The sequence below is a fragment of the Mycolicibacterium iranicum genome (genome assembly GCF_014190915.1).
Lineage (GTDB): Bacteria > Actinomycetota > Actinomycetes > Mycobacteriales > Mycobacteriaceae > Mycobacterium > Mycobacterium iranicum_B.
Genome location: NZ_JACHVU010000002.1, coordinates 343,247 through 367,758, shown reverse-complemented (window position 1 = coordinate 367,758; position 24,512 = coordinate 343,247). Strand labels below are relative to the sequence as shown.

At 65.1% G+C, this 24,512-nt stretch carries 8 protein-coding genes; 1 reads left to right on the top strand and 7 read right to left on the bottom strand.

Annotated features, from left to right (window positions below; genetic code table 11):
* Positions 1-49 precede the first annotated feature (49 nt).
* The 3 genes from FHR72_RS05525 to FHR72_RS26715 are packed head-to-tail and all read right to left on the bottom strand — an operon-like array spanning position 50 to position 6,259.
* Positions 50-3,169 carry a helicase-related protein gene (locus FHR72_RS05525; RefSeq protein ID WP_183466931.1) on the bottom strand — a complete coding sequence of 1,040 codons (3,120 nt, stop codon included), beginning with the start codon at positions 3,167-3,169 and terminating at the stop codon, positions 50-52.
* Positions 3,166-5,034 (bottom strand): phospholipase D family protein, encoded by a 1,869-nt coding sequence (locus FHR72_RS05520; RefSeq protein ID WP_183466930.1) that lies wholly within the window; start codon positions 5,032-5,034, stop codon positions 3,166-3,168. Before FHR72_RS05520 ends, FHR72_RS05525 begins: the two co-directional genes overlap by 4 nt.
* Complete coding sequence (locus FHR72_RS26715; protein ID WP_311736064.1) at positions 5,027-6,259, bottom strand: DUF6361 family protein; 1,233 nt, start codon at positions 6,257-6,259, stop codon at positions 5,027-5,029. The genes FHR72_RS05520 and FHR72_RS26715 overlap by 8 nt, the downstream gene beginning before the upstream one ends.
* A 447-nt stretch (positions 6,260-6,706) precedes the next feature.
* Between FHR72_RS26715 and FHR72_RS05510 the strand changes: the two genes are divergently transcribed.
* Positions 6,707-8,194, top strand: coding sequence for a DUF726 domain-containing protein (locus tag FHR72_RS05510; RefSeq protein ID WP_260155830.1), 1,488 nt, complete (start codon positions 6,707-6,709; stop codon positions 8,192-8,194).
* Here FHR72_RS05510 and FHR72_RS05505 read toward each other — a convergent pair whose 3' ends face one another.
* From FHR72_RS05505 to FHR72_RS05490, 4 genes are read right to left on the bottom strand one after another with little or no spacing between them, the layout of a single operon-like run.
* Positions 8,195-10,405, bottom strand: coding sequence for a 3'-5' exonuclease (locus tag FHR72_RS05505; protein WP_183466928.1), 2,211 nt, complete (start codon positions 10,403-10,405; stop codon positions 8,195-8,197).
* Positions 10,405-16,740 carry a DEAD/DEAH box helicase family protein gene (locus FHR72_RS05500; RefSeq protein WP_183466927.1) on the bottom strand — a complete coding sequence of 2,112 codons (6,336 nt, stop codon included), beginning with the start codon at positions 16,738-16,740 and terminating at the stop codon, positions 10,405-10,407. Before FHR72_RS05500 ends, FHR72_RS05505 begins: the two co-directional genes overlap by 1 nt.
* A 2-nt stretch (positions 16,741-16,742) precedes the next feature.
* The gene (locus FHR72_RS05495; protein WP_183466926.1) at positions 16,743-21,410 is read right to left on the bottom strand and encodes a DNA methyltransferase; all 4,668 of its coding nucleotides are present in this window, start codon (positions 21,408-21,410) and stop codon (positions 16,743-16,745) included.
* Positions 21,411-21,419: 9 nt separating this feature from the next.
* Complete coding sequence (locus FHR72_RS05490) at positions 21,420-24,200, bottom strand: helicase-related protein (protein WP_311736063.1); 2,781 nt, start codon at positions 24,198-24,200, stop codon at positions 21,420-21,422.
* Positions 24,201-24,512 lie beyond the last annotated feature (312 nt).

The following is a 24,512-nucleotide window of genomic DNA, read 5'->3' as shown; positions in this document are numbered from 1 at the left end:
GATTTTGCCACCCAGGACAGCTCGCTCACGCATCAGGCGCAGTCGGGAATCAGCGACGACGGGGCGGCCTCAAGTCAAGCTGGGCCACCTCACTCTCGCTCACACCCCGCTGCCGCAGAAGTTCCATCATGTCCTCTTGTCGAGGCTGGCCGAGCATCATCCGATAGAGCGTGAGCGAGTCGCGGAGCACCTCGTATTGCACTTCCTCGCGACTGAGCGGGAAGTGCACGATCATCCGCTCGACACGAGCAGCACCTGGGTAAATCCACCACGGCGAGAACTCGCCGAGTTCAGTGCGGTCGACCGCGGCGTCAAAGGCTTTCTGCCACGGGTGTTCTCCTGGCCGCACGGTCGCGAGCGCATTCCGACCATGCGCTGACGCGACGTTCTTCCGCACCGCATGCCCGCCGAAGCGATTGACTCGGCCCTCGCGTTGTTCGAAGTCGACGGGGTTCGATGGCAAGTTCCAGTGCACGATGGAATGGCTCCACCAGTGGAAGTCGATCCCTTCCTGGCCGACGCTCGTCGATGCGAGAACAAACGGCCAGAAGGGGCTGTTGAACGCGTTCCGGACTTCCGGAGCTCGAACACTTTCGACGTCACCCACACCACTCCCGTACCTCAGGGCGAACCGCACCGTGATTGGAATCTTCGTGAGCTGTTCATCGGCGGCTCGCGCGTTGTACCGCGACGTGCGGAGGGTCAGCGCTTCGACTGCTCGGTCCGCAATCTGGCTAAGCGCTTGCGCGTCAACGCCGGAACCGGCCAATTCGAGCTTGAGTTGAAAACAGTACTCATCGAGGACAGATTGAAGGTTTCCATCGGCGCAGTACTGGAGCACCGACTTCCAGTAGGGCTGCTGGTGCCCGTAGATCTGGTCGAGGAGGAACTGTACATCCATGCGATTGAAGAGTGACCGAATGCCATTGGCCAGGCGAGCAGCAGCACGCCACAGGTCCGGCCGCAGTTTTCGGTCGAGTTCACCGCAGATCCGTGCGAGCGCTCGATAAGCGATGTTTCCTGGGCTATGCACCGCTAGCCCCCCGAGATCCTCATGCCAGCTGGGTGGCCCCAATTGTGTCAAGGCAAGCCGAGCGTGTTCTTTCAGGGCACCGCCCGAGTCGGTGTCTTCGTTAGTGCTCCTACCGCCACGCCCCGCGAGCCAGAAGGCGGCGGCGTCTGCGCGCCGGTGCACACCCTCGGGCCAGCTGCCTGGCAAAGCGAAGAATGCCTCCCATACTGCCTCATGCCGCGCATCTGCCGGCGTTCCAGTCAGAGCCCAGATGCGTTCATCGGCCCGCCTTCTCGCCTCATCAGCGACCAACAAGTGAGGACTTTGGTCCAGAAGAGTGAGCGGGTCACCAACTTCGGCGAGCACCGGATGCGGCCAGAAGAGGGCGAGCGTGGACATGCTCGCCGCCCGCCCGTCCCTAGTGACGTAGTCGAGTCGCGATGATACTGCCCTCCTGGCCTCCGCGGTGTTCTCGGTCATCGTGGATCGCGCCACCATCCGCCGCTCGGCCGCGTAACTCAGCAGACTCGCTACCGACGTCGGCACGCTCGACCATGCCGAGAAGATCAGACGCTTCGTGACCGAACCATCCGAAAATGGCGAATACACTTCGCCTGGAGTCAAGTACGGCATCGACGGCGGGACCCACAGGAGCTTCCACCACTCCTTGTCGATCGTCTCCGCGGCGAAGGCCCGCAATCGGGCATTGGCGTAATCGACGTGCTCGTACTGCCTGACTGCCTGTGGCTGAATCGACCGGAGCTGGGCGATAGATGTCGCCAGTTCAGGTGTTGCCACACCGCTTTCCAGCTGTTGCCGGGCCCTCTCCCCGGGTCTGTAGCCCTCCATAAAGCTGGCGAAGTACGGGATGGACTTCCAGTAGTCCAAGCTCACGGGTGAGTCGATCACTCGGGCGAAACTCTGCAAGGCCGCATAGTCGCGCAGGTCCTCGGATGTGGGCACGTCGCTCACGACGCGGCGGACGAGCAGATCTCGCCCCTCCTCGAGCCGCGGCCGCTCAGAACGACTCATGTAGGGCAGCAGACTCTTCCGCAGTTCTGCTGCCTCTCGAAACGCGTCGGAGCCTGCGATGACGGCATGACGATAGTTGCGGAACCCGTTGCGGATTCGCTCCAGCGCAGGACCATCGCCTCCGGTCAAGAACTCCAGCGTCGTCATAAAGTCGCGGTAGTGGTCGTCCTCGCTGTCACCTGCGACCGTCGTATATGGCTTGTAGGGTGTCGCCGAGAGCAACAGAACCTTCGCATCGCGATAGTTGAAGAGGTGGTGAGCCAATTCGCTCGCTGCGCTTCCGCTCTTCGGGTCGATCAGATGTCGGAAACGTTGAAACTCGTCGAGGATCACGAGGTCTGGCTCGAGCGACTCAACGCTCGCGGCTGCGAGGGCGCCACGCATCCGGGCGGTTAGGTGATTCACCTCGCGGCGCAATTCGGGTTGGAGAACATCGAGACCGCGCAGCTGATCACGGACGAGTTCGAACTGCTCACGTAGACCGCTGGCTTGGATCGCGGCGGTGAACTCCCTCTGGATCACGGGATCCGGCCCATCGCCGAGAGTGGTCCTCATACCCGCGATACCAGCCTGAAAACGATGTACTGAGGCGACTCCACCTTGGAAGAACAACGCAGATGCTCGCTCTACCGCTGCATCGGCGCTGTCAATACCGTTGAGGAGGATGTGCAGCAGTTGTCGCTCCTCCTGCGATCCGGTCTGCCATCCCAAATCGAAGGACGTTCCAGGAGTAAAGGATACGAGGTTGACCTTCTTCCCAGAGAGTGAGGTATCAGACGCGAGATGCCTAGTCTCCAACGCGAGCATCGTCAGCCTGCTGGTGATGCCAAGGTGTGGGTCACCCGTGACGTTCAGCCGGCGAAGGTTTTGCTTCGCCAGGTCAGTGCTCGAACAAATGTAGACCACGTCGATCCGGTTGATGTGGTCTGCGTCCTGCAGCTCGGCGATGGTGGACGCGATGACGCCACGCGCGATGACGCTCTTTCCCAGGCCTGTCTCATCGGCAACCAAGAACCGCCCACTGGAATTAGGCGCTCGATGGATTCGGTTTACTATGTGCTCGACGGCGTCGCGCTGAAATCCCTTTAGTCCAGCGAGAATCCGCTCGACATCAGGTGCGTTCATTCGCTGACCACCCGAGTCCCCGCAGAGTATGCCGCCCAGACCGATTCCCAAAGTTCATCGAAGCCGTCGGGCAGCACCGACGGGGAGCCCATGGGGCGGCGACCATCCGCGGTCTTCACGTGTTCGATGATTCTCCGAACATCGGCCAGACCACCGTGTTCGACACCGATCGCTCTGACGAGGGTTTCGAAGAGTCCATTGCCGTTCTCCGCCCAGCCCGCAACCGCGACACCTGATGGGTCGAACTGGAAAATGCCGTCTCCGCCCTCGAGTGCGAGGAGCAGCGCCAACAGCTTCATGAATGCCGACCGGTCGCCGAGTTGTCGAGCGATCACGGCATCCTGTCGGCCGGGAATGTCGCCTTCAAGGGCAGCAGCGACCACGGTCGATCTGGTGACGTCGCGGGCGTCCGTGACCCGAATGACAATGAACGGTGTGATGTCGGTGAGCGCCAACCGATCAAAGACGACGGGATCGCCCGGCACCAAGCCGGCGTTGGCCGGACGCGTCAGCAGGGTGACTCGCGCGCTCAATTCCTCCGGAACCCTCACCGACTCCTCTGCGGAAAGCTCGATGCGATAGACGTTTTCGAGGCCCTCAATGGTTCTGTCACCGCAACAGGGTGCGTCCGTATCCACCACAACTTCCGCGTAGTATCGCCGAGCGGCCAGCAAGCCGAGCACCTGCTCCAGCGCGTGGTCCGCCACTTCGTCCGGCGGTACCTCTGCGTTGCCCTCGGGTTCGAACGGAATCGTGAGCACACGCAAGCGCGAGTCATCCCCGAGAACGGCTTTCACCCCGAGTTTGGGCTGAGTGCCTTCGAACTCCACCAACATCTCCACGTTGCCGCCGAATGCGGCTTCCGTTGCGTTCGCAGACCCGACGAATAGGTGCGATCCGGTCCGTCGATCGAGAACGTACGCCTTCGCGTGCAAACCAATGAGGGGATCCGACGGCGGGGTCGTCGTTGTGTCCGCTACTCCTGGCTGCAGTCTCGCCCCTTCCATCGCGACGTCGTCGTCGTTAGCGGCGTCGTCGAGGATTAGGGCATCAATGTGCTCAAGCGTGTGACGATCCAACCGTTCCAGTTGCTCCCGACGCGCCAGGATGACGACCGATTCCGACCTGGGCGGAATGATCCGGCGTATGCCCTCGTCGCTGAGGAAGGGCGAGACGACCCCGTGGCGTATCCCGTCAAACATTTCGTGCAGCGGTTCCGAAGTGATGCCGGGGATGCCGTACGGGTGAAATCGCAGACTTCGAACGTCCGCGGGTCGCTCCCACTCGACGCGGGCGACCGCGTTCGCGAGGTTCGTGATCCGCTCTGCGCGATGGGCAGCGAGCGGCTGCACCGACATCGCGGGCAGGGCGCGCACGAAGGCCGCAAGAGTCGCGCTCTGCTCCACCGGCTTATCGGATGCCATTCCATCCAGGCGAACGATGAGGTCCCAGCTACGGTCATTGGTCAAATTGCGGCTGGCACAGAGCATCCGATAGCTCCGCGCATCTCCGTCTGCATATTCGAGAACCCAGACCTTGGGATGGAAGAGCATGCCCGGACGGGGCGCTGAGGCAGGGTGGATCATAGGCTCGAGCAGGGCAAACAGGTCGGAGGGCACCCGCGGTTCGAAGACCTGACCCGCCTGGGCGAAGAGATCAATCTTGTCGGCGGCACGTCGCACAGCGTCGAGGATGGCGATCGGGTCGTGGCTCTCGCGCACGCGGTGCGCCGCGAAAGCAAGTGGCACCGATAGAGCGGTGGTCAAGTCAAGTGTGAATGTAGTTGCCACCGCGTGCGCGAGTCTGAACCCGCTGGGTGCGCGGAGCTGTTCGGTGAGCGCGGCACGGCCGTCGGGCTCAAGCATTCGCACGCTCCAGGCCGTCGTGGATGTCGTGGATGATCGGGCGTATCTGAGTCCATCGATAAACGAGGGGACGGCTTCCCGACGATCCGAGCCACGCCTGCAGCAGGCGCTTGTTCGTAAGTCTCGCCTGCGTTCGCTTGTGCTCGCGTTCGCGACGACCGATGAATGATCTCAACCTGCTGTTGTCGGCGAGATCAGACAGGTTAACCGTGCCGAGCAGATCCAACCAGTCGTTGATGAATCGGCGCGACCGGGTGTTGACGTTGGGGTTCCGCTCGAGCACACGACGCCAGAATTCACCGCGGTCCCACGTCGCGATGTCGCTCGCCAGGCCGGGTTGCTCGCCCCACCTGTCGAGACGTTCGCGGTAGGCGTCGACCGGGTTCTCCACACGGTCGAACCCCTCGCGCTCGTAGGCCTCCGCCAACATCAGGTTGTACATCAACGATGCGCTGTTCATGAGAATCGAGAATCGCCTCGCATCATCGAGCACCCCCGCGCGTTCACCGTCGGCCTTCATTAGGACCGAGTCCTCCCACGGAACCGCGCTCTCGACGTCCGGGCGATGCTGCAGCGCGTACTCGAGCAGTGTGTCGGGCGAACTGGCGAGCATCCGATCACGAAGCCATGTCGCTTCGCTGAATGGCATCGCGAATCCGGCTGGCACCTCCGTCGGAAACCGCTCGGGCACAGGGGGCAATGTCGGATGGAACCCGCCGCCGTGCCACGCCGACGCCTCGTCTTGGTACTCGACAGTGACCGGACGACGAGTTTGAACGCGGTCGATCTCAGCGGCGATCGCATCCTCCCTACTCAGGGACGCGTCGACGAGGATGCCGTGTGTGCGCATTCCTCCCCAGTACAGGGCAGACGGCAAGTTCTTCACTGCTACCCCGACGCTCCCCCCGATCACGCCATCCTTCTCACCGGCGTCGATGAGACCGCGGATGAGACGCCGCTCGTTCTGGTCTGCGAGCGCAGCAGCATTATCGATGTCGTTCCGCGCCTCAGCTGCCGCTCGGTAGCACCACGGGATAAAGAGGAAGTAACGCGCACGGGTGAACAGCGTTGAGGTACCTGGCCAAAGTGCGTCACTGAGCGCGTCGCGGACTTGGCCGATTCCGAGTTCGTCGCGGCTCTCACGCTCGCTGAACAGGTTGACGATCTCACGCATGCGCCGCTGATCCTCGCTCGACGCGTCAAGCCATGCGATGAGGGCGGTCACGGATGCCTCTGGACCGCTGCGTCAACGGTATGCAGATCAGCCATCGGCTGCCGCCGCGCGACTGCAACCCTGCGTCCGGCCGACGTATCAGCAACTTTATTGCCATCCGCAAGCTCCCCGTGAAACTCCACGACCCCGAGGCTAACAGCGGCATACGACTGTCGGTCGGTCGTTAGGCCGCGCAGTTGCAAGCGATAGCCAACGAAAGGGTAACTCGACCATTCTTGGCACTTCAGAAAGCCAGCAAACAGTCCACCATGTCGTATCGAGGGGTTAATGTCTTTCCGAACAAGCGAATCAGGGGTTCAGATGGGGTCAACGGCGGTTTTGTTCAACCCGGTCTCACACGATGGGATGGTCTGTGAAGTTAGATCACCCCAGGGGCGTTTTCTCCGACTGAGCGGGACGCTAGCGACCATCGAACCCGAGGCCGAGGGCGATGAGGCAATGCTCGCGAACCCGGCGCTAATTCACAACGCTTGGGCCTACGCTAAACACGAGAAGCAGTACCGGAAGTTCAAGAACGAAGAGAAGCGGGCCAGTCATCGTAAACAGGCGGACGCCCACGCTGAAACAGCCGAAAAGATAGCTGAACTCATCGACCTTGTGGGGCGGACGACTCGGAACGGCTGGTGTTCCGCCTGTTACGTCCGAACCGACCACCGAAAGGTCACCAAAACTCCGACCACCATCCCTGTCTACCTCTGTGCGACGTGTGGTTCGCCGACGCTCAAGTGCGCAGCGCCGCATTGCAGCAGTATGGCGACACGGGGATTTGGGCCAATCCGCATACCGCGATTCTGTGCTGAACACCGGCACGAGCTTCCGAGTTTCGAACGCGCCAGCGACAAGGTCTCATCGTTGGATGAGTATGAACAGCTGAGGGTCTTCGGCAAACGGAACCTCGCACGGGGTTCTCGGCTTGCCCTCACCGGAGTACTCGCCGCTGGTGTCGTCGGTACCGGCGGTCTGATGGCGGCACCTGCGGTGGGCGGCGCCGTAGGCACCCTGGTCGGCGGTTACACGGGAGCGGCAGCGTCCAGCTACGGCCTTGCGTTGCTGGGCGGCGGCGCGCTATCGGCTGGCGGTTTGGGAATGGTGGGTGGCACCTACGTCGTCGCTGCCGCGGGAGCGGCGCTCGGCTCAGCGCTGGGCGCGAGTATCACCAACGCTTATATCAGCGAGGACAAGTCCTTCAAGATCGAGAAGTTTCGTGCCGGTGATGGCACGCCCGTCATCATCGCGAGGGGTTTCATGACGGAGGTCGATCAAAACTGGCGTTATGCCGTGGAAGCGGTCGAGCGACGGTACCCAGACTCACCCATCTACCGTCTGCATTGGGGTAGCAAGGAACTTGGAACCTTGCTCGCGCTCGGCATCAAGAATGTCGGCGCTAGACAAGCGATGGGAGTTGCCTCGGGATTCGCGGCGCGCGCGGGACGCACTGCGGCGAAAAAGCTCGGTCCCATCGGGCCAGCTCTACTGCTCGCAGATGCCGCCAAGAACCCTTGGCACACCGCGATGGTTCGAGCAGATAAGACCGGCGCAGCGCTAGCCGGAATTCTGGCGCGTACGAAAACAGACAGCTTCATTCTGGTGGGCCACAGCCTGGGCGGCCGTGCCATGATCACAGCGGCCGAGACCCTCGGTACCAGTCAAACCACCCCTTGCATCGAGACCATCCATCTACTTGGTGCCGCGGAAGGCAAGAAGGGCGACTGGCGGCCCTTAAGCGAGGCTGTCACCGGCACGGTTTACAACTACCACTCAGTCAACGATCCAGTCTTGAAGTTCGCCTACGCCGCCGCTCAAGCCGGCAGCGTGGCCGTGGGGCTACGCGGATTTACCAGTAAGTTCGCGAACATTAAGGACCGGGATGTTTCGCAAACGGTGAAAGGTCATTCCGACTATTTCCGGGAAGTTCGGTTGGCGTAATCAACCGTGCTCAGGCAGCAATTCACTCGGCTCACCGACATAAACAACGACGAGCTCATCGCGTGCCCGGGTAGCGGCCACATAGAGCAGCGAACGCTCCCGGCGCAGTACATCTGCGCGCTCCTCATCGGGAACCGCACCCATCAGATAGCTGCGCGGCAGCGACTTCTCACCGACACCGACGAGCACCGCCTTCGCGAATTCCATGCCTTTCGCACGGTGCATCGTCATGACGACCGGGGTCTTTGGCGGCCCGGCCTTGTCCCGGTCGACGAAGGCCACCGTCACGTCTCGGTCTCCCAGTGCACGCGGCAGACTTTCAGCCTCCTTGCGGGTTGGCACGAGCAGACCGATGCTTTCGGGTGCCGTGCCGCCATCGATCCAGGACTGCACGAGGCCCGCGACCTTCTGGTACTGGTCGGTCAGTGACTCTGCCTTTAGCACAGTGGGTTTCGGCCCGCGCCGCGCCGACCGGTAACCGGTGGTGCTCTCGGGTTCTTCGTCCAGGTTGGAGTACTGCTCACCCGACAGGATGCCCAGTGCGTAGCGCAGATTCTCCTGCGTAGTGCGGTAGTTCAGGGTCAACCGCCGCGACCGGCCCACGATGTTAATCCCGTAGCTCTTCAGCGTGATTCGTTGACCGTAGATGCGTTGGTGGGAATCCTCGGCGAGGAACAGGTCGTCGGGGCCGGCGGCGACCAGCGCCCGCATCAACAGCAATCGGCATGGGCTCAGGTCCTGCGCCTCGTCCACCAGCACATGGTCGGCCGGCCGGTAGGCACTGCTGTCGAGGACCTGCGCCGCGATCGCCGCCTTCTCGTCGAAGTCGGTCGCGCCCTCGGCGGCTGCGCCCGCGCGGTAGGTCTCGATGATGTCCCACACTGCGTTTCGTCGTGACCGGTTCAGCGCGACGCCGCGGCCGGGCCGCCGCACTTTCAGATACTGCTCCCGGGTGACGACGTGGTTGGGCAGGATGACGGTCGCATACTCAGCCTCCAGGAAGGAGACCGAGCGCAGCGCGTCCGGGAGCTCTCCGGCATGTTGCTCGGCCGCGGCCTGCCAAGCTTGCGCAGATGTCACCCTGAGCACCTCGGCGGTTCGCGGACCCAGCACCTCCGCCACCGGCCCGGGTTGTCCGTTGCCGCCGCCGAGCCCCGACGCGGTGACCAGGACCCGGCGGGCGATGGTGTCGACGCCTGCCACGTAAACCCCGGGGCTGCCGAGGTCGTCTGCCACCGCGATGTCGGCGTCGAGGATCCTGAGCTGTTCGGCGAGGCTCTGCGCCAAAGTCTGATTGAACGTCGTGAGCACGATTCGTGCGTCCGAATTGCGACGTTGGAGTTCTCGAGCACGGTGTAACAGCACAACGGTCTTGCCGGTGCCTGCACCGCCGGTCAGGCGAAACGCGCCGGTGGTGACCTTGGTGGTCCATATGCGCTGCTCGGGGTGTAGGAAGATGCGCCACGCCGCGAAGTCGGGGTTCTCGATCGCGGCCCGCAGGTCGGCGTTGTCCTCGATGAACGCGAACTCCATTCGGGCAGCCGGGTGTTGCATCGCGGCGAGCACCGCATCGTCGTTGGTGGTGTCGACCGAAGCAGGCTCGGACAGTTGGTACTTCTCGCGGACTTCGTCGAACGACCCGCCGAGGTAGAGATCGATGATCGCGTAGCCCTGCCAGGATGCCGGGGCGGATTCGGCGTACTCAAGTACGGAGTCCTCGCCAACGAGGTCCAGCGCCTTCTCGGCGAAGACGGCGTCGATACCGAGATCGACGAGGTCGTCGAGATTGTATTCACGTTGGCGCAGACTGGGTTCAGCGACCTCGGTCGCCGCGGGGGCGATCGTCGGCTCGGCTGTGGGCGCCGGCGGCGGTGTGAACTCGTCGACGGGAATCAGTTCGGCGACACCGTTGCGCGGATTGATGCTGATCTTGGACTTCTGCGCGACAGCGATCGCCTCGTCGTGCGGGTAGGTTCCGGCGAAGACGTAGGACGCCTCATCCTGGCTGCCCTGCAGTTTGAATAGCACTGCGCGGAACGACAGGTCCACCCGTCCGGTCCGGGCGCGCGGATCGGCGGAGTTGTTGATCGGCTCGATGTGCAGCCCCGGGGCGGTGTCGTCGGCGGCCAGCTTCGTGAGGAAGCTGTACGTGGCCTTTTGGAGACTGCCGTCGAGTTTCTTCAGCCCGGGCCCGAGGATGATCTGGGGCACTAGGCACCTCCGTCTGATAGAACCGCGGCCAGGTTGTCCGCATCCGCCGTACACACCGTCCAGCCTGCCGAGCTGAAGTGGCGACGCTCGTCGTCGTCGAGACCGAGGTCGACGACGATTCTGCGGGTGGGCCAGGAGATCTCGACCGGGATACCGTCGACTTCCTCGCCGACGTCGGGTACGGGCAGGGCCGTTTCGGCCAGCTGCATGATCAGCTCCCGGCCGGCGGCATCGGCCTGTTCGTAGGCCTCCCGCCAAGCCCCCGAAAGCGCGCCCTCTGCAACAACTTCGGCCGTGGGCGTCGCCGGTTGTAGCGGCACCGCTTGCGCGGCATGGCGGCGGGTGGTGATGATGGGCGGCACCGACCGGAAGTTCAGCAGGTTTGACCAGCGCAGCCATTCCCGCCACGCGTCCCTGCTGTCGCTGTGCAGTGCGGCGTCGTTGTCGTCGACGACGATCGCGGCTTCGGCTGAATACGGTTGACCGGTCATACGAACTGCGAACGCGAAGCCGCCGAATGACCACACCGACGTGTTGCCCGACGGGTTCGCGACGGGTCCGCCGTCGAGCGCCTGTAGGGCCAGCGTGGTCAGGGGCTCGGTGTCGGTGGTGCGGGTGCCGGTCTGCATTGTGCTGAGCAGGCCCATCGCCGGCAGCCAGTTCGCGAGTCGCTGGCGGGCGTCGCGCTGCGGCTGCTGGATCCACGCGACGAGCAGGTCGATCGCGGTGCCGAACGCCAAATCGACCATTCCCCGGGACAATTGGTCGCCTGCGGTGGTGAGCAGTGCGGCCTGCACGTCAGTGCGCAACGCCGGCGACATCAGGGGTGTGTCGTTGACGTCGTCATGGGTGACGCCGATGACCTGGTATCCGGCGTCGCGCAGATTGCGGCGCTTCTCCGCGTCGTCGGCGAGGCGGTTGTGGGACGGGGAGGCGTGGTACAGCCAGCCGTCGGTAAAGATCGCCGTCGGCGCGATCCCGCCCCCGGCGTAGGTGAGGATGAAGTCGGGTTGGCAGCCCAGCACGTACTCCTGGGGACGCAAGGTCCAGCGGTGGGTGGAGCCCAGCGCGATGTCCCAGGCGACGCCGCTGTCGGTGGGCTTCTCGGTGATCGCGGCTCCGAGTGCCTTGAGCCGTTTAGCGAGCACGACGCGGAACCGTTTCTCCAGGTTAGATTCCGGGTCGTTGATGCCGGGTTCCTCGGTGGTTAGCGTCCACGGCATCGCGTCCGGCACCTCGGCGTCCTCGCCGGGTTTAGGGTCGCGTCCGATCAGCAGGCCGGCGAGATGACGTTCGGCCACCGAGCGTGAGGTGTGGGTGACGTCGGCGGGGGCGGCGAACGGCAGCAGGCAGCGTTCGCAGGCCAACCGGCCGTCGTGGCGGCACTCGCAGTCGCGCAGGATCGTCCAGGCGCGGTGCAGCAGGTCCCATACCGTGGTCGGGTCGGTGAAGTCGGTGAGGTAGCCGGTGCCGCCGGGCACCACGTCGTGCAGCAGCAGGGCGTGTTCGGTGTTGCCGCTGGGCGCGGGGTCGACGATCGTGATGATCTGCAGGTGGTCGGGGTCGCCGCCGATCTGTTCGCGTAATCCGAGCAGCACCGCGGCCGACAGCGACGGGATCGCGAACGCGTCGCCGAGGGTGATCGACTGCGGCAGGCGAAGTACTAGCCCCTCGGTGGTTAGGCGCCGCGCCAACGCCAGCTCGGTGGCCGATTCCTCGTGGGAGGACCGCCGCGAGCACCAGGGCCGGTGTTCGCGCCGGTGGTTGGACCCGCTGGCGGTGTCGAGCTTGCCGCACTCCGAGCACACCCGGAACAACGCGGCGTCGACCTCGTCGCCGCTGATGACCCGTTTGGCGCCGCCAACCCCGCTGCGGCCCAGGTTGACCCAGCGGATCGTCACGTTGCGCAAATGCTTGGCGCCGAAGCCGTGCGACTGCACGTACCAGTGTTTGGTGACGTGGGCGTGGTCGATGTCGGCCAGGGACTGCACGGTGAAGCGTTCGCGGGCGCGTTCGTCGGAGCCGTCGTCGATGGTGGCTTCCTCGCGGCGGATGATGGCCGACACGCTGGTCAGTTCGGCGACGGGCAGGCGCTGGCTGATGTCGGCGATGCCGTGGGAGCCGCAGCGCGGGCAATGGGTGGGGGTGTCGGTGCCGTGGGCCTCGAGCTCTCGGACGTACCCGCAGCGCGGGCAGCACGCCCAGGAGCCGACCTGGTCGCCTTCGGGGCCGAGGTCGATCGCGTCGATGGCGATCGCGAAACCGTTGGAGTAGAAGGTGGATCCGGGGGCGAAGTCGCGCAGCGCTTGGGCCGAGCCGCGGGTGAGCTCGAACTCGGAATGTTCGTATTCCTGGGTTTCAGGGTTCTGCCAGTTCACCGACACCGACAGCGTGACGGAGTCGTCGAGCAGGGTGTAGTTGGGCAAGAGGCCGAATGATTCCAGCGCGCTGATCCAGTATTCCGAGCGCAGGTTGGCCAGCTGTTTGCCGATGAGCCGTACCGATGCCTGCGCGGTGCGTAGTTCGCGTTTGTCGTCGTCCGTCGCCGCTGGCGAGGTGGCGCGTTCGAGCAGGGTCGGCAGCGCCTTCTCGGCGGCGGTCTTGCGGTGGGTCAGGGTTTCGATGCGCCGGTTCCACACCTGGCTGGCGACGTGGCAGCGCACGGCGAACTCGCTGGTTCCGACGCCGTTGGCGCCGGGTCGGGGGAAGCGGCGCAGCCGCGCAACGACGTCGTTGTCCAACGGCGGCATACCGGACAAGAAGCTGTCGACCAGCTCCTCGCAGCGGGTCTCGGCTTCGGTGATGAGCGCGCCCAGGTAGCTTCCGGCGGTGGTGGCGCGCAACGCCTCCGGGGTGTTGCGCGGATGCGGGGCGCCCGGGCGGCGGGCGAGTACGTCGGCGACCGATGCGGTGAACTGCCGGCGCAGGATCTCCTCGGCGTCGAGGTAGGTCGCCGGCGGCCGGACAGAGCCGTTGATGATCCGGCCGGGATGGTTGAACCGAGGGAGTTGATCACCGCGGCCGGTGACGAACGCCAGGGCCAGGGCGTTGCCTGTCAACCGGCCGGCCCGGCCGACGCGCTGCAGGTAGGACGCCACTGACCGCGGCAGCGAGGACAGCGTGACCGCCGACAGGTCACCGATGTCGATACCCATCTCCAACGTGGGGGTGGCCACCAGCACGTTGGGTGCGTCCGGCGGCGGATCGGTCTGTTTGAACTGCGATTCGTAGAGCAACCGGGTCTCCGACGGCAGCAGACTGGTGTGTTCGCGGGAGACGACGCGGCGAATATCGGTGGCCGCGTACATCTGGCGGTAGAAGTTGTTCTCGACGCGCTGGCGGCGCATGGTGCCCACGCACCGGGCCACCAGACACGGTGCGGTGTCGAGTTGGCCGATGGTCTCGGGGTAGCTGTGCACTGTGTTGCGGCAGGTGTCGCAGATCAGCGAGATCGCGTCGGACTCGATCTCCGCGTCGTCGACCACGCGGGCAACCACGGCACTGGCGGGCAGGTGGAAGGTCTGCCCGCCGGAGGCAGTGACGACCTCGCCGAGAATCTCGCGGGCCCGCAGCCGGGTGAACAGCAGCCGCGACAGCACCGCCGCCTCACCGGTGCCGACGCCCAGGACCTTGGCGGTCCATGCGGGGTACCAACCCCGCGCGGCACTCACGGGTTCCAGATCGGTGTCGCGCGCCGAGCCGCCCAACACCGGGAACCCCGGCGCCGAGTTGCCCTTCCCGAAGCCAGGCATGCCCTGGTCGCGGCGCCGCCCGCCGGTGACCCACCACCGGTTACCGTCCTCGCGGCGGAACTTGTCGAACCACTCGTGCTCCACCGCGCCGCGGGTGCGCATCCGTTCCAGCACGCCGCGCACCCAGGCGGTCAAGGCGGTGTCGTCGAACTCGTCGAAGCTCAGCTGGATCTGCGCGGCCTGCAGGGCTTCGGCGGCGCAGGCGCGCAGCACCGATGCGGCAACGTCGACGTGCGCGACGGCGCTGCCGGTCGTTTCCAGGGTGCGGCCCACTCCGGCACGCAGACCGAATTCGAGTTGGACGTCGAGCAGCAGCCGGCGGCGCACCAGGTTGCGGGTCTTGGCCGACACGGTGCGCGGTTGCCAGAACGACGAAAATGCTTCGCGCTCAGCAAGTTCGGGAGGAAGCAGCCGGTAGCGCGCGCCGGGATCGTTACCCGCGAGGTCGATCATCCGGTGCGCCAGTGAGGCCAGGTCGGTCTCGCCGCGGTCGAGCGCCTGCCGGGCCAGGGTGCGCAGGGTCAGGGCGTGGGAGCGGGCTTGCACGAATCCGGCGCGGTGCGCGGCGTCCTGCACACTGTCGGTAAACACCAGTGCGCGTTTCTCGGCGGCGTCGAGGTCGGGGGTGCCGAACAGGGTGGACAGCGACACCGAGAGCATGGTGGCGATCGCCGAGCCGAGGAAGCGGATACCGTCCCGTTGCCGACAGGACGGGCAGGTGTCGTTGACCGAATCGTCGCCGGCGGTATCGGAACTATGCACCAGGACCGGCAGCGCGGCGCCCTCGGCGAGCTTGTCCTCCGCAGGCATGGTGAAGGTGATGTGGCGTTCGGTCACCATCAGCCAGCCCAACCGTGACGGCGCGTTGCGGTGGGCGTCCTCGTCGGCGGGGGCGTACTTGTCGGCCTCGACCGGGGCGTGGATGAGGGCGCGGAAGCGGTCGTCGTTGCGCAGCTTGCGCCGCCGGATGGTGGTGTCGTCGGCGTCGAAGTCCCACCCGGTCGGGGCCAGCGTGACGGCCCAGCCCGAACGGTTGCAGTGCCGGCAGTACAGGGCGGGCAGATAGGCTGCAGCGTGGTCGGTTTCGCCGATGTGGACGCCGTCGTCCTCCCAGATGAAGTGCGGCGACCCGGTCGCGGCGCGGGCTATACGGGTCAGCTCGCGGATCCAAAGGTGCACGTCGACCGACAGGGCGCTCCGGCCGTGGCGGGCGCGGACATGGCTGAGGGTGTCGACGAGTGCGGTGGTGACTGCCTGTCTGCGGGCGATGTCGTCCGGGTCGTCGCGGACGGGGGCGAAGAGCGTGCGGCTCAGCTCGTCGATGGCGGTGGCCGCGGAGGCCCTCTCGGCGAGCTGGCCGAACACCGGGTGCGCCTTGACCAGGTCGAGCACCAAGGGGCTGTTGTCGGTCATCGCCGACGTCAGCGCGGTGTCGTCACCGCCGTCGTAGAGGCCGCACAGGACCACCAGCGCGCGCACCGACGGATTTGCCTGCGGGGGAATCGCTTCGGCGACGTCGGTAATTCGGTTCTCGTCAAGGTCGGCGGGCTGCCACCCGGTGGCCCGCAGTCGTGCGGCGGCGTCGCCTGCCCATTCGGCCACGGTGAGGCGTGATTCGGTGATCACGGCTTCGGGGGTGAAGGTGTCGCCGAACACCGTCGCGGCGAAGTCGAGCATCGCCGTAGGGTCACCGCCGTCTCCAAGCGTGGCGGAGGTCGCGACGGGGGTGATGCGGCCCAGCGGGCGCTGCCAGTCCTCGTCGGTCAGGGCGGGACCGCCGGGTACCCAGTGGCTTTTCAGGGTGAGACCGAGGCGGCGCAGCAGCATCGACACGTCGGTGCCCTGAGCGCCGTCGTAGGTGTGGAACTCGTCGAGCACCAGATACTGCAGACTGTGCGCACTTTGGCGCCAGAGGTCGGCGTCGGCGGGGCGCAGCAGCAGTTGGTCGAGCATCTTGTAGTTGGTGAGCAGGATGTCGGGGGCAAGGTCGCGGATGACGGCGCGGTCAGTGATGAGTCCGTCGGCGGTGACCTTGGTGCGCTGCGGGCCGGCCTCACCGGTATAGAGGGCGGCGGTCACCCCGGCCAGGGCGGCGTGTTCGGTGAGCAGGCTGGTCAGTCGCAGCGCCTGGTCGTTGGCCAGCGCGTTCATCGGGTAGAGGATGAGCGCCTTCATGCCGGTCACGCCGTCGCGTTTGGCGCGCTGGACGTGATCGAGGATTGGGTAGAGGAACGCCTCGGTCTTGCCGGATCCGGTGCCGGTTGTCACGAGAGTGGGCTGCGGGCGGGGCCGCTCGGGGGTCAGCCGGTAGCTGCTGAGGCGAGCGAACGCGGCGGCTTGGTGTCCGTAGGGCGAGAAGCCCTCGTACCACTCGAGGTGCTCGCGCCAGCCTTCGGCAGCAGGTCGGAACGGAAGCCGAACGCGCACGAAGGGTCCGCGGAACATGCCGGTCTCGGGGTGCTGCAGGAACTCGGCGAGCACACGGCGCGCGTCGGGGTCGGCGAGGGCGAACGTGGTGCCTAGGTAGTCGAGCAGGCTGTGGGAGATCGCATCGGCTTGGGCCAGGGGAAGCAGCTCCGCCACGGTCAGACCGAACCTGTTGCGGCGAGCCGTCGTTCGAACTCGGCGTAGGCGGCGCGCATGTCGGCCTCGCGGTCGAGGAACTGGAACGGCGGTTCGTAGGTGTAGGTGTTACCGGCTTGGTTCGTTGCGGTGCGTTCTTCGACGCTCAGGTTGTCCCCCTTGCTGCGCCATACTTTGAGGACCTCCTGCGGCACCAGGCGGCCGTTCGCGTCATAGAGGTAGGTGTAACGGTCATAGCCGTAGAGCACGGGGAACTGGGTGCGATACACCGTGCACAACTCGTCAGCGGTCAAGCCAAGCCCAAGGGCAACTAGGGCATCGATCTCCACCAGGGCTTGGCGTCGGTCGCTTGCGCGGCGAAGGGGCGTGGAACTGTCCCAGCTCATCACAACGGGCGCTAGCGGTGGTCGACCAGCATAATCAAGCCCGCCGACCCAGGAGTCGGATGACACAAGAGTTGGCGCGACGTCTGCCCAAAGCTGCGAGTATGCGGATGTTAAGCAGTTCAGTCGCATGCTCCGGTGTGACAGCAAAGGGGCCAACTTATGGTCAAGGTCGATGGTTGGTAGGCGCTCGACAACGCTGCGAGGAATGCTCGATTTTGGTGTAGCACGAACCATGAAATCTGCGACTAATGACGAGAGGGTTGCCACTGCCAACCCGAGTGCCGCTGGCCCTCTTCTTATGGAAGCAAGCCCATAGCTGTTCTGTTTCAGATTCGATGTCCCCGGCGGCACAATGCACGGGATCAGAGTTCGTTCTCCGGTGGTGGCCGCCATACTGCGCCACAAGACGCGGTAGAAGTCCCGCAAAGGCGTCATGTCGTCAGATCGCAGTCGTGGGTTCGCCCGGTCAAAAGCATGTCGTTGTGAGCCGGGCTTATATGCGGTAACCGGAATCTCGTTAGGCCCGAGGGCCTCTAGATCAACTGGTGAATAGTCCAAATTGTTTGCCATCGACTCGTTTGGGTACTTGTTGAACGACGACCCAATATGAAAATTCGGTCCCTGCAGGATCACACCATCCCAGGAGGCCGGTCTGCCCCAGTCCACAGTTATCACGCCAGTTCTGCGATAGAGCGTCTCGTCAAGCCCAAGAAAGAACTCAAGGTCGTACTGTTTCAACCGCGAAGCGGTCGCAACTTTCTCTTGGACCAGAGCGGATGCTTTATTTACCGTGTATAACATCCTAGACTGGGAAGTCGGCGTCGTCGTCTCCTCGATAAGCTCGTGCCATACGCGAAGCGTTTGTGTATTGGCTACCAGGATTCTGCTGCGGTGCGGACGAAGATCCCACTTACCCTGTGCATCCTTGATACCCGGCTCAGCGCCACTCCCATCGTGAGTTAATGACCGGACCACTGTATCGGGGTGATAAAGAGAAGACCCGTTGAGGAATTTCGGGTCCTGCGGGCGCCCGTACACGTGGACGCCGTAAGAGACGTGATGATCGATCTCGAAAAATTGCAACTCATTGACGAACTGCCAGTGGCGCCGCAGGCGGCGGTACGTAGCGCCTCTTAGAATTGCAGCCTTTTCGTCGGTAAAATGAGTTTCTGGATGCATCAGCGATATCGTCCCCGCCGAAGACATATTTCGCCAAGTCTGCTCCATGAAGCACCGATATAAATCTGCCCTGAGCCCTGTGAGATGCGGGTAGTTGCCGGCGTCAGACAGGAAGGCGCGAGTTCCGACAGCGGCTGTTAGTTCGTCGGCAAAAAAACTGTTCGCGCGGTCCATACTGAGCGTCGACTTCTTACGAGACCTAGCTTGATCAGGAGTGACCTTTGTATCAAGCGCCCAAGTAACGTCGAACTCAGCTAGCGCTGACGTTTCGTCGAAGTCAGGGCGCACCCACGGCGGATTCCCCACCTGCAGATCGAAGCCTCCGCGCGCAAATACCGACGGGAAGTCCAACTCCCAATGGAAGAAACCGTACCGCTCGGCAAGGCGTTCGCAGACCACCAGCCATGGGTGAGCGGCGAGTACATCGGCGGGACCTTTTGCCTGCGCGAACGCGAGGTCGTTTGACTCCGCGACGTCGAGGTCATGCCAGTCGTTGATATCGATGAGGCTGTGTTGGTCGGCGTCGCGGGCACGCACCTTCAGCTCCACACCGAGCAGTTGCTGCAGTGCTTCTATCCACTGATCCACGCTTGGTGGCCCGACGAGTTGCCCGTTCACAGTCGCGATCTCATCGGTTAACGGCCAGAACCACAGCGCGCACCAAGCATCCATTACCCGCCGTAGCCGCCGATAGGCGCCGCGCTCGTCCGCCAGTGACTCCTCGATCTGCTCGCGGGTGACCTTGCCGCCGACAGGCAGGTCAGCGGCGCCCCAGACGTCGATGGGCCGGCGGATCTGCGACTCGGCAATCTCCAGCCGCCGCAGCGCGAGTTGCCAAAGCCTGTCGGTGCGGCGTGCCATTGCGGCGAGTGTGGAGATTTGCGTCTTGGTCAGCTTCGGCCGCAGCGACTTTCGCCAGTCCTTGACCCGTTCCAGCGCTTCCGATGCGAGTTCCTTCGCTTCCTTCGCGTCGGCGGTACTGCCCCAGCCGTCAGTGGGTAGCAAGAAGTGGTGCACACCGCTGGCGAGGTCGTCGCCGAGCGTAGAAAGCGGCTCTTCGACGGGAGTGGCCCGTAACCAACCTTTTTCGCGCAGCGAGGCGGCAGTGATGACCGCGCGCCGCGCTCCGACCAGCGAGTTGCCTCGCCGCAGGTGCAGGCCGAACCACGGTGCTGCCAGACCTTCACCCATGGTCGCCAACCACAACGAAATCTCGGCGAACTCCACTGCCGTGGCGTTCAGGTCGACCCCGTAGACCTGGTGCAGCGCGATGTAGGCTTTTACCCGCTGCAGCTCGCTGGGATACCGGTCCGGGTCGATGCGTTCGCCCCGTTCATCTTGGCGGCGCGACAGGTACTCCTCAGCCAGCTGGCGCACCGCTTCGACGGCGAACGCCCCTGAGCCCAGGGCAGGTTCGCACACCGTCAACTCGAGAATGTCCCGTGCGGAAGTGCGCTGGCCGTCCTGGTCGAGCAGCTCGGCCAGCGCCTGACCGACGACGAAGCGGGTCAGCACTTCGGGCGAGTAGTACGACGCCGACTGCTGGCGTTCGCGGCCGGCCAGCCGGTAGACGAAGGTGCCCCGCTCGTGAACGACCGGCTTGCTCTCCTTGGTGTCCTCGTCGAGGGTGCGCACGAAGTCGTTCTCGGAGATGCCGTCGATGCGGGTGGCCGGCACCACCCACGAGCCCTTTGACGCGTCGCCGTTCTTGGCGACCTCGTAGAGGTCCTCGGTGGCGAAAAACCCGGTGTAGCTCATCAAGCCCTCGTACACCGCGCCGAGCTGGTTGATGCCCAACTGGGCGTAGGAGATGAAGCCGCGGTCGCGGCCTCTGACCTCCTTGCTCAGCAGCAGGTGGCGGAACACCTGCTGCAGGGCGGCGTTCCCGAGCTTTGTCGCGTCGATCAGCGCGGTTGCCTCGGGTTTGAACAGGTCGGCGCGCAGCGACCGGAACGTCAGGCCCTCGGCGGCGGCCGGGTCGTCGCCGCTGCCGTCGTGGCCGCGGTCCACCAGTCCGAACAGCACGTGCAGCGACTCGTAGAGGTGGGTGCCGCTGCGCCCCCGCGGGGTTACCAGCTCGGTAAGGGTCAGCTCACGTAACCGGTCGAGGCTGTACCCACGTTCGTAGGCGGGGTCGCCGACCGGCAGCACCCCGAGTTCGGGGGCGGCTTCGGCGTAGAGCAGGAACAGGATTCGGTACAGAAACCGCAGTGACTGGCGAGCCAGCGGCTGGGCCTGCTCGGGGGGCAGCGGCGGCAGGTCCTGTTCCGCGCGGCGGTACACCACCTCGTTGGCGATGATCTCGATGGACAGCCGCACACCCTCGCGCAGATCCTCCGACACGCCCACGGTGTGTTTTATCGACTCGTCGATGACCGTCGACCACCACAGGTTGCCCTCGGCGTCGGGGGCGAGCGAGTCGGCGGCCAGGCAGGTCAGCGCGTGGTCGATTTCACCGCCGCGCCTGTCGTCGTTGCGTTCGCCAACCAGCTGCAGGTTGACCACTAGATAGCGGCCTTCGGGCCAGCGTTCCCGTTCGGTGATCAGCGCCAGTTCACCGGCCAGCACCAAGGCGAATTGCGGGCCGTCGTCGGCTACGAACAGGTGTGAGAGCAGCCGCGCGGCCGAGACGATCTCCTCGTCGTCGGTGCGAAACGTACGCAGCAGCGTCTTCTCGTCCTTGGCGAGCAGATCCTCGAGCGCCAGCGCGCCGCGGGCCTCGACGATCACCAGCGGCGCCGGACCGGTCAGCCCGCGGGTACGCACAGCCAGCGCCGGGCCGGGTTCGTCGTCGCGGCCGCCGATGCGGTGGGTCTCCCAGCGGACCGGGTTGTCGTAGCCAAGGACGTCGCGCAGCCGGCCGTAGAGCACGTCGAGGACATCGGGGTCGGCGTTTTCGGCCAGGCCGATGAACACGCGGCCGAGGTCGCCGCGGGCCTCGGTGTAGCGCGACCGCGGCGTGGGCTGGCCCTGCTCTCGTTCGGTGTCCCAGCCTTTGCGGCGCTCGGTCACCTTGGCCTGGAACGACTGTGAGCGCGCGTCCGTGGTGAAGTAGTGCTCGCTGAGGAAGTCCTCACCGAGGATCAGTGCGTCGGAGGTGGCCATCGTGATCCTTTAGTTTCCGCCGGTGAAGTCGGTGGGCACGACCACAATCAGCGGCCGGACCAGCCGACGGTCGGGGTTCATGTCCTGGGCCAGCGCCTGCTCGTCGTCGATGCGCCGGGTGCGATGGCGCAGTCCGATGTGCTGAGTCATGCTCTGCGCCTGCTGTTTCCACTGCCGGGTGCGGTGCAACCAGTCCTGGATGCGTTGGGCGGTGTCGGCGCGGATGGCCTCGGCGTGCTGCTCGGCCGCGGAGTCCGCGGCGGTGACCGCGGTGGCCACCAGGGGCTGTAGTTTGTAAACGTCGGTCAGGTCGCCGGCGTTGATCGCGCTAAGGCTCAGCGTGTTTATTGCGTCATGGGCGCTGGCATGCGGGGTCGCGAACCCGACCGCCGGATCTTTCGGGTCGGGGAACTCGACGGTGTAGTACGACGCGGCCACCACCTGCCCGCGCAGGTTCGACTGGGTGACGAGCAGGAGCACCGTCGGCGACGCGACATCGCCGCGCACGGCGAAGATCTCGTCGCGGCTCAGTTCGGCCAGTGCCCGGTCGGCCGCCCACTCAATCACCGGGTGCAGCGGTGCGAGGAAGTGCGCCTCGGGCCAAGTGGACTGCGAGGTGCCCGAGCGGGCCTGCACCAGTTCGTCGCGGCCCCGCGCCGGCGTCAGCGCGAGCTTGAAGGATTCGACGACTTTGCGGTCCCGCAAATAGGACTGGGGCAACACCTGCAGCCGCTGCCGCAGGTCGGGCGGCGGCACCAGCGAGGCGATCGAATGTGCTTTGTGCACTTGCCATTTGATTCCGTTGGGTGGCGCCTGCTGGGGGGTGGTGATGAACTCGTCGACCGCGTCGGCGAGGAACGCGAAGTCGGTGTCGTAGACGCCGTTGTGGTCGGGTGCGGGCGGAGTCGTGGGTTCGACAGTGGGCTGACCGATGGCGCCGGTGGACAGCCCGGCGAAGAAGGCGTCCAACCCGCCGCCGGTGCCGACGTCGTCGACGCTGCGCACCACCGCGTCGAGGTCGGCGCTCCCTTCGAGGACCCGGCGCACCGCCTCCTCCTCGGCCTTGACGTCGTAGGTACCGATCAGCGACGCCGCATCCCCCAGGGCGGTGTGGGCCTCGTGCTCGCGTTCCACCAGCCGCGTCAGCACCCGGATGTCGCCGCTGAACCGGTCGGTGGACGGGGTGAGCAACAGCGCGGTGATCATCGGGCGGTGCCGCTGGCCGTACCGGTCGATCCGGCCGTTGCGCTGCTCGATACGGATCAGGCTCCACGGGATGTCGTAGTGCACTAGGTGGTGGCACTGGGTGTGGAGGTTCACGCCCTCGGAGGCGACGTCACCGGTGACCAGCACCCGGATCGGGGAGGACTCCAGCTTGAACGACTCGACGATGTCCTGCTGATCCTTGTCGCTGAGGCCGCCGTGCAGAACCGCCACCTGATCCGCAGCGAGCTTTAAGTCCTGCACCAGGGCTTTGGCCAGCCAGGTCAGGGTGGCCACTCGCTCGGCGAACACCACGACGCGACGGTCGCTGGCACGTGCCACGCCGATGTCGCCGAGGTATCTCAGGAGCGCGTCGTACTTGGCCGACCCGGATTTGAGCACCTTATCGTTCAGTTCGGAAAGCCGTTGCAGCGCTTGACGTTCCGTGGCCGCCTTGGGTTGGTCGTCGTCCAGTCGGCGCATCCGTTCGCGGATCGACTCGGCCAGCGCAGCCGGCGAGGACAGGAACGCCTTGGCCAGGACCCACGGGAACAGCGCCGCGGTGCTGCCCGAGTACGGCGAGCCACCCGGCCCCGGCCACAGCCACACGTCTTCCAGCTCGCGAGCGACGGCGTCCTCGGCGGCAGAGGCAGCCACGGTGACGTTGCGCGGTGGTTCCCGCTCGGCCCAGTCCGAGCCCACCTCGGCGGCGACGTCGGGGTGGTGGCGGTGGCGACGGATCACCAGCTTGGCGACCTGGTCGAGGTCCAGCTCACCAGCCGGGTCCACGGCGCTGGGATCGAGCATCCGCACCAGCTCTGCGAACGACTCCGCCTTGCCGTTGTGGGGGGTGGCCGACGCCAGGATCAGCGCGTCGGTGCGTTCGGCCAGCAGTCGGGCCAGCCGGTTGTTGAGCGCCGCGGTGTTCGTGACGTTGTGGGACTCATCGATGACAACCGCGTCCCACCACTGCTTACGTAGGTGAGCGACATAGCGGTCGCTCTTGAGCGTGTCGATCGAGATGATCACGCGCTTGTAGTAGGTGAACGGGTTCCGGTTGCCGGGCAGGACCTGCCGGATGCGCTGGATTCCCGTGGAGTCCAGCCGCACGAACGGCAACGCGAACCGGGTCCACAACTCCATCTGCATCTGCTCGAGCACATGCTTGGGTGTGACGACCAGGATGCGCTCGCCGCGGCCACGGCGCACCAGCTCGGCGAGGATCATGCCGATCTCGATGGTCTTACCTAGGCCCACCGCGTCGGCCAGCAGCACCCGTGGGCGCAGCTTGTCGGGGTCGAGCGCCTTGCGCACCGCTTTGAACTGGTAGTCCAGCGGGTCACTCAATCCGCCGCGCGCCACGGACAGGTCCGGATCGGTCGCCGCGACCGGCGTCTTGCGCAGCGTGGCCTCCAGCCACAACCGCGACCGACGGAAGTTCGACGACCCGTCCGGGACTACCCGGACGTTCGCCGGATCCACAGTGACGACCTTCTCGATGCCGGTGGAGAAGGTGGCCTCAGTGTCGCGCACCAGTTCCGAGAGTCCGATGACGTGGACGAAATAGCCGTCGGTGGCTTGCTCCACCTTGGTAACCAGCCATTCGGCATCGCGGACCAACACGACTGAGCCGGGTGCTGCGGTGAAGGCGGCACTATCCGTCGTTAGTCTCGCGACAGGTTGCTCTGTGAGCGTCACATCATCTCCGGGACGGGGTGCTGGTGCTGTGGGCGTTTGGGGAGGATTCGGCGTGGGCTCTTCGTCCCCGTCTCCGGTCCGGGAAGGCGTGCCCAAGTCAGGTCCGATAACTGCGCGGATCGTGTCCTCCGAAACACCGAAGAACTCCGCGGAGCGGGTGACCATCGTTCTGACGGCGCGTTGCGCCCCATGCGGATCTGC

Bases quoted from the DNA above. Each gene is read 5' to 3' on its own strand.
- FHR72_RS05495 (WP_183466926.1), bottom strand. From the start codon at position 21,410: ATGGCCACCTCCGACGCACTGATCCTCGGTGAGGACTTCCTCAGCGAG.
- FHR72_RS05510 (WP_260155830.1), top strand. From the start codon at position 6,707: ATGCTCGCGAACCCGGCGCTAATTCACAACGCTTGGGCCTACGCTAAA.
- FHR72_RS05525 (WP_183466931.1), bottom strand. From the start codon at position 3,169: ATGAACGCACCTGATGTCGAGCGGATTCTCGCTGGACTAAAGGGATTT.
- FHR72_RS05520 (WP_183466930.1), bottom strand. From the start codon at position 5,034: ATGCTTGAGCCCGACGGCCGTGCCGCGCTCACCGAACAGCTCCGCGCA.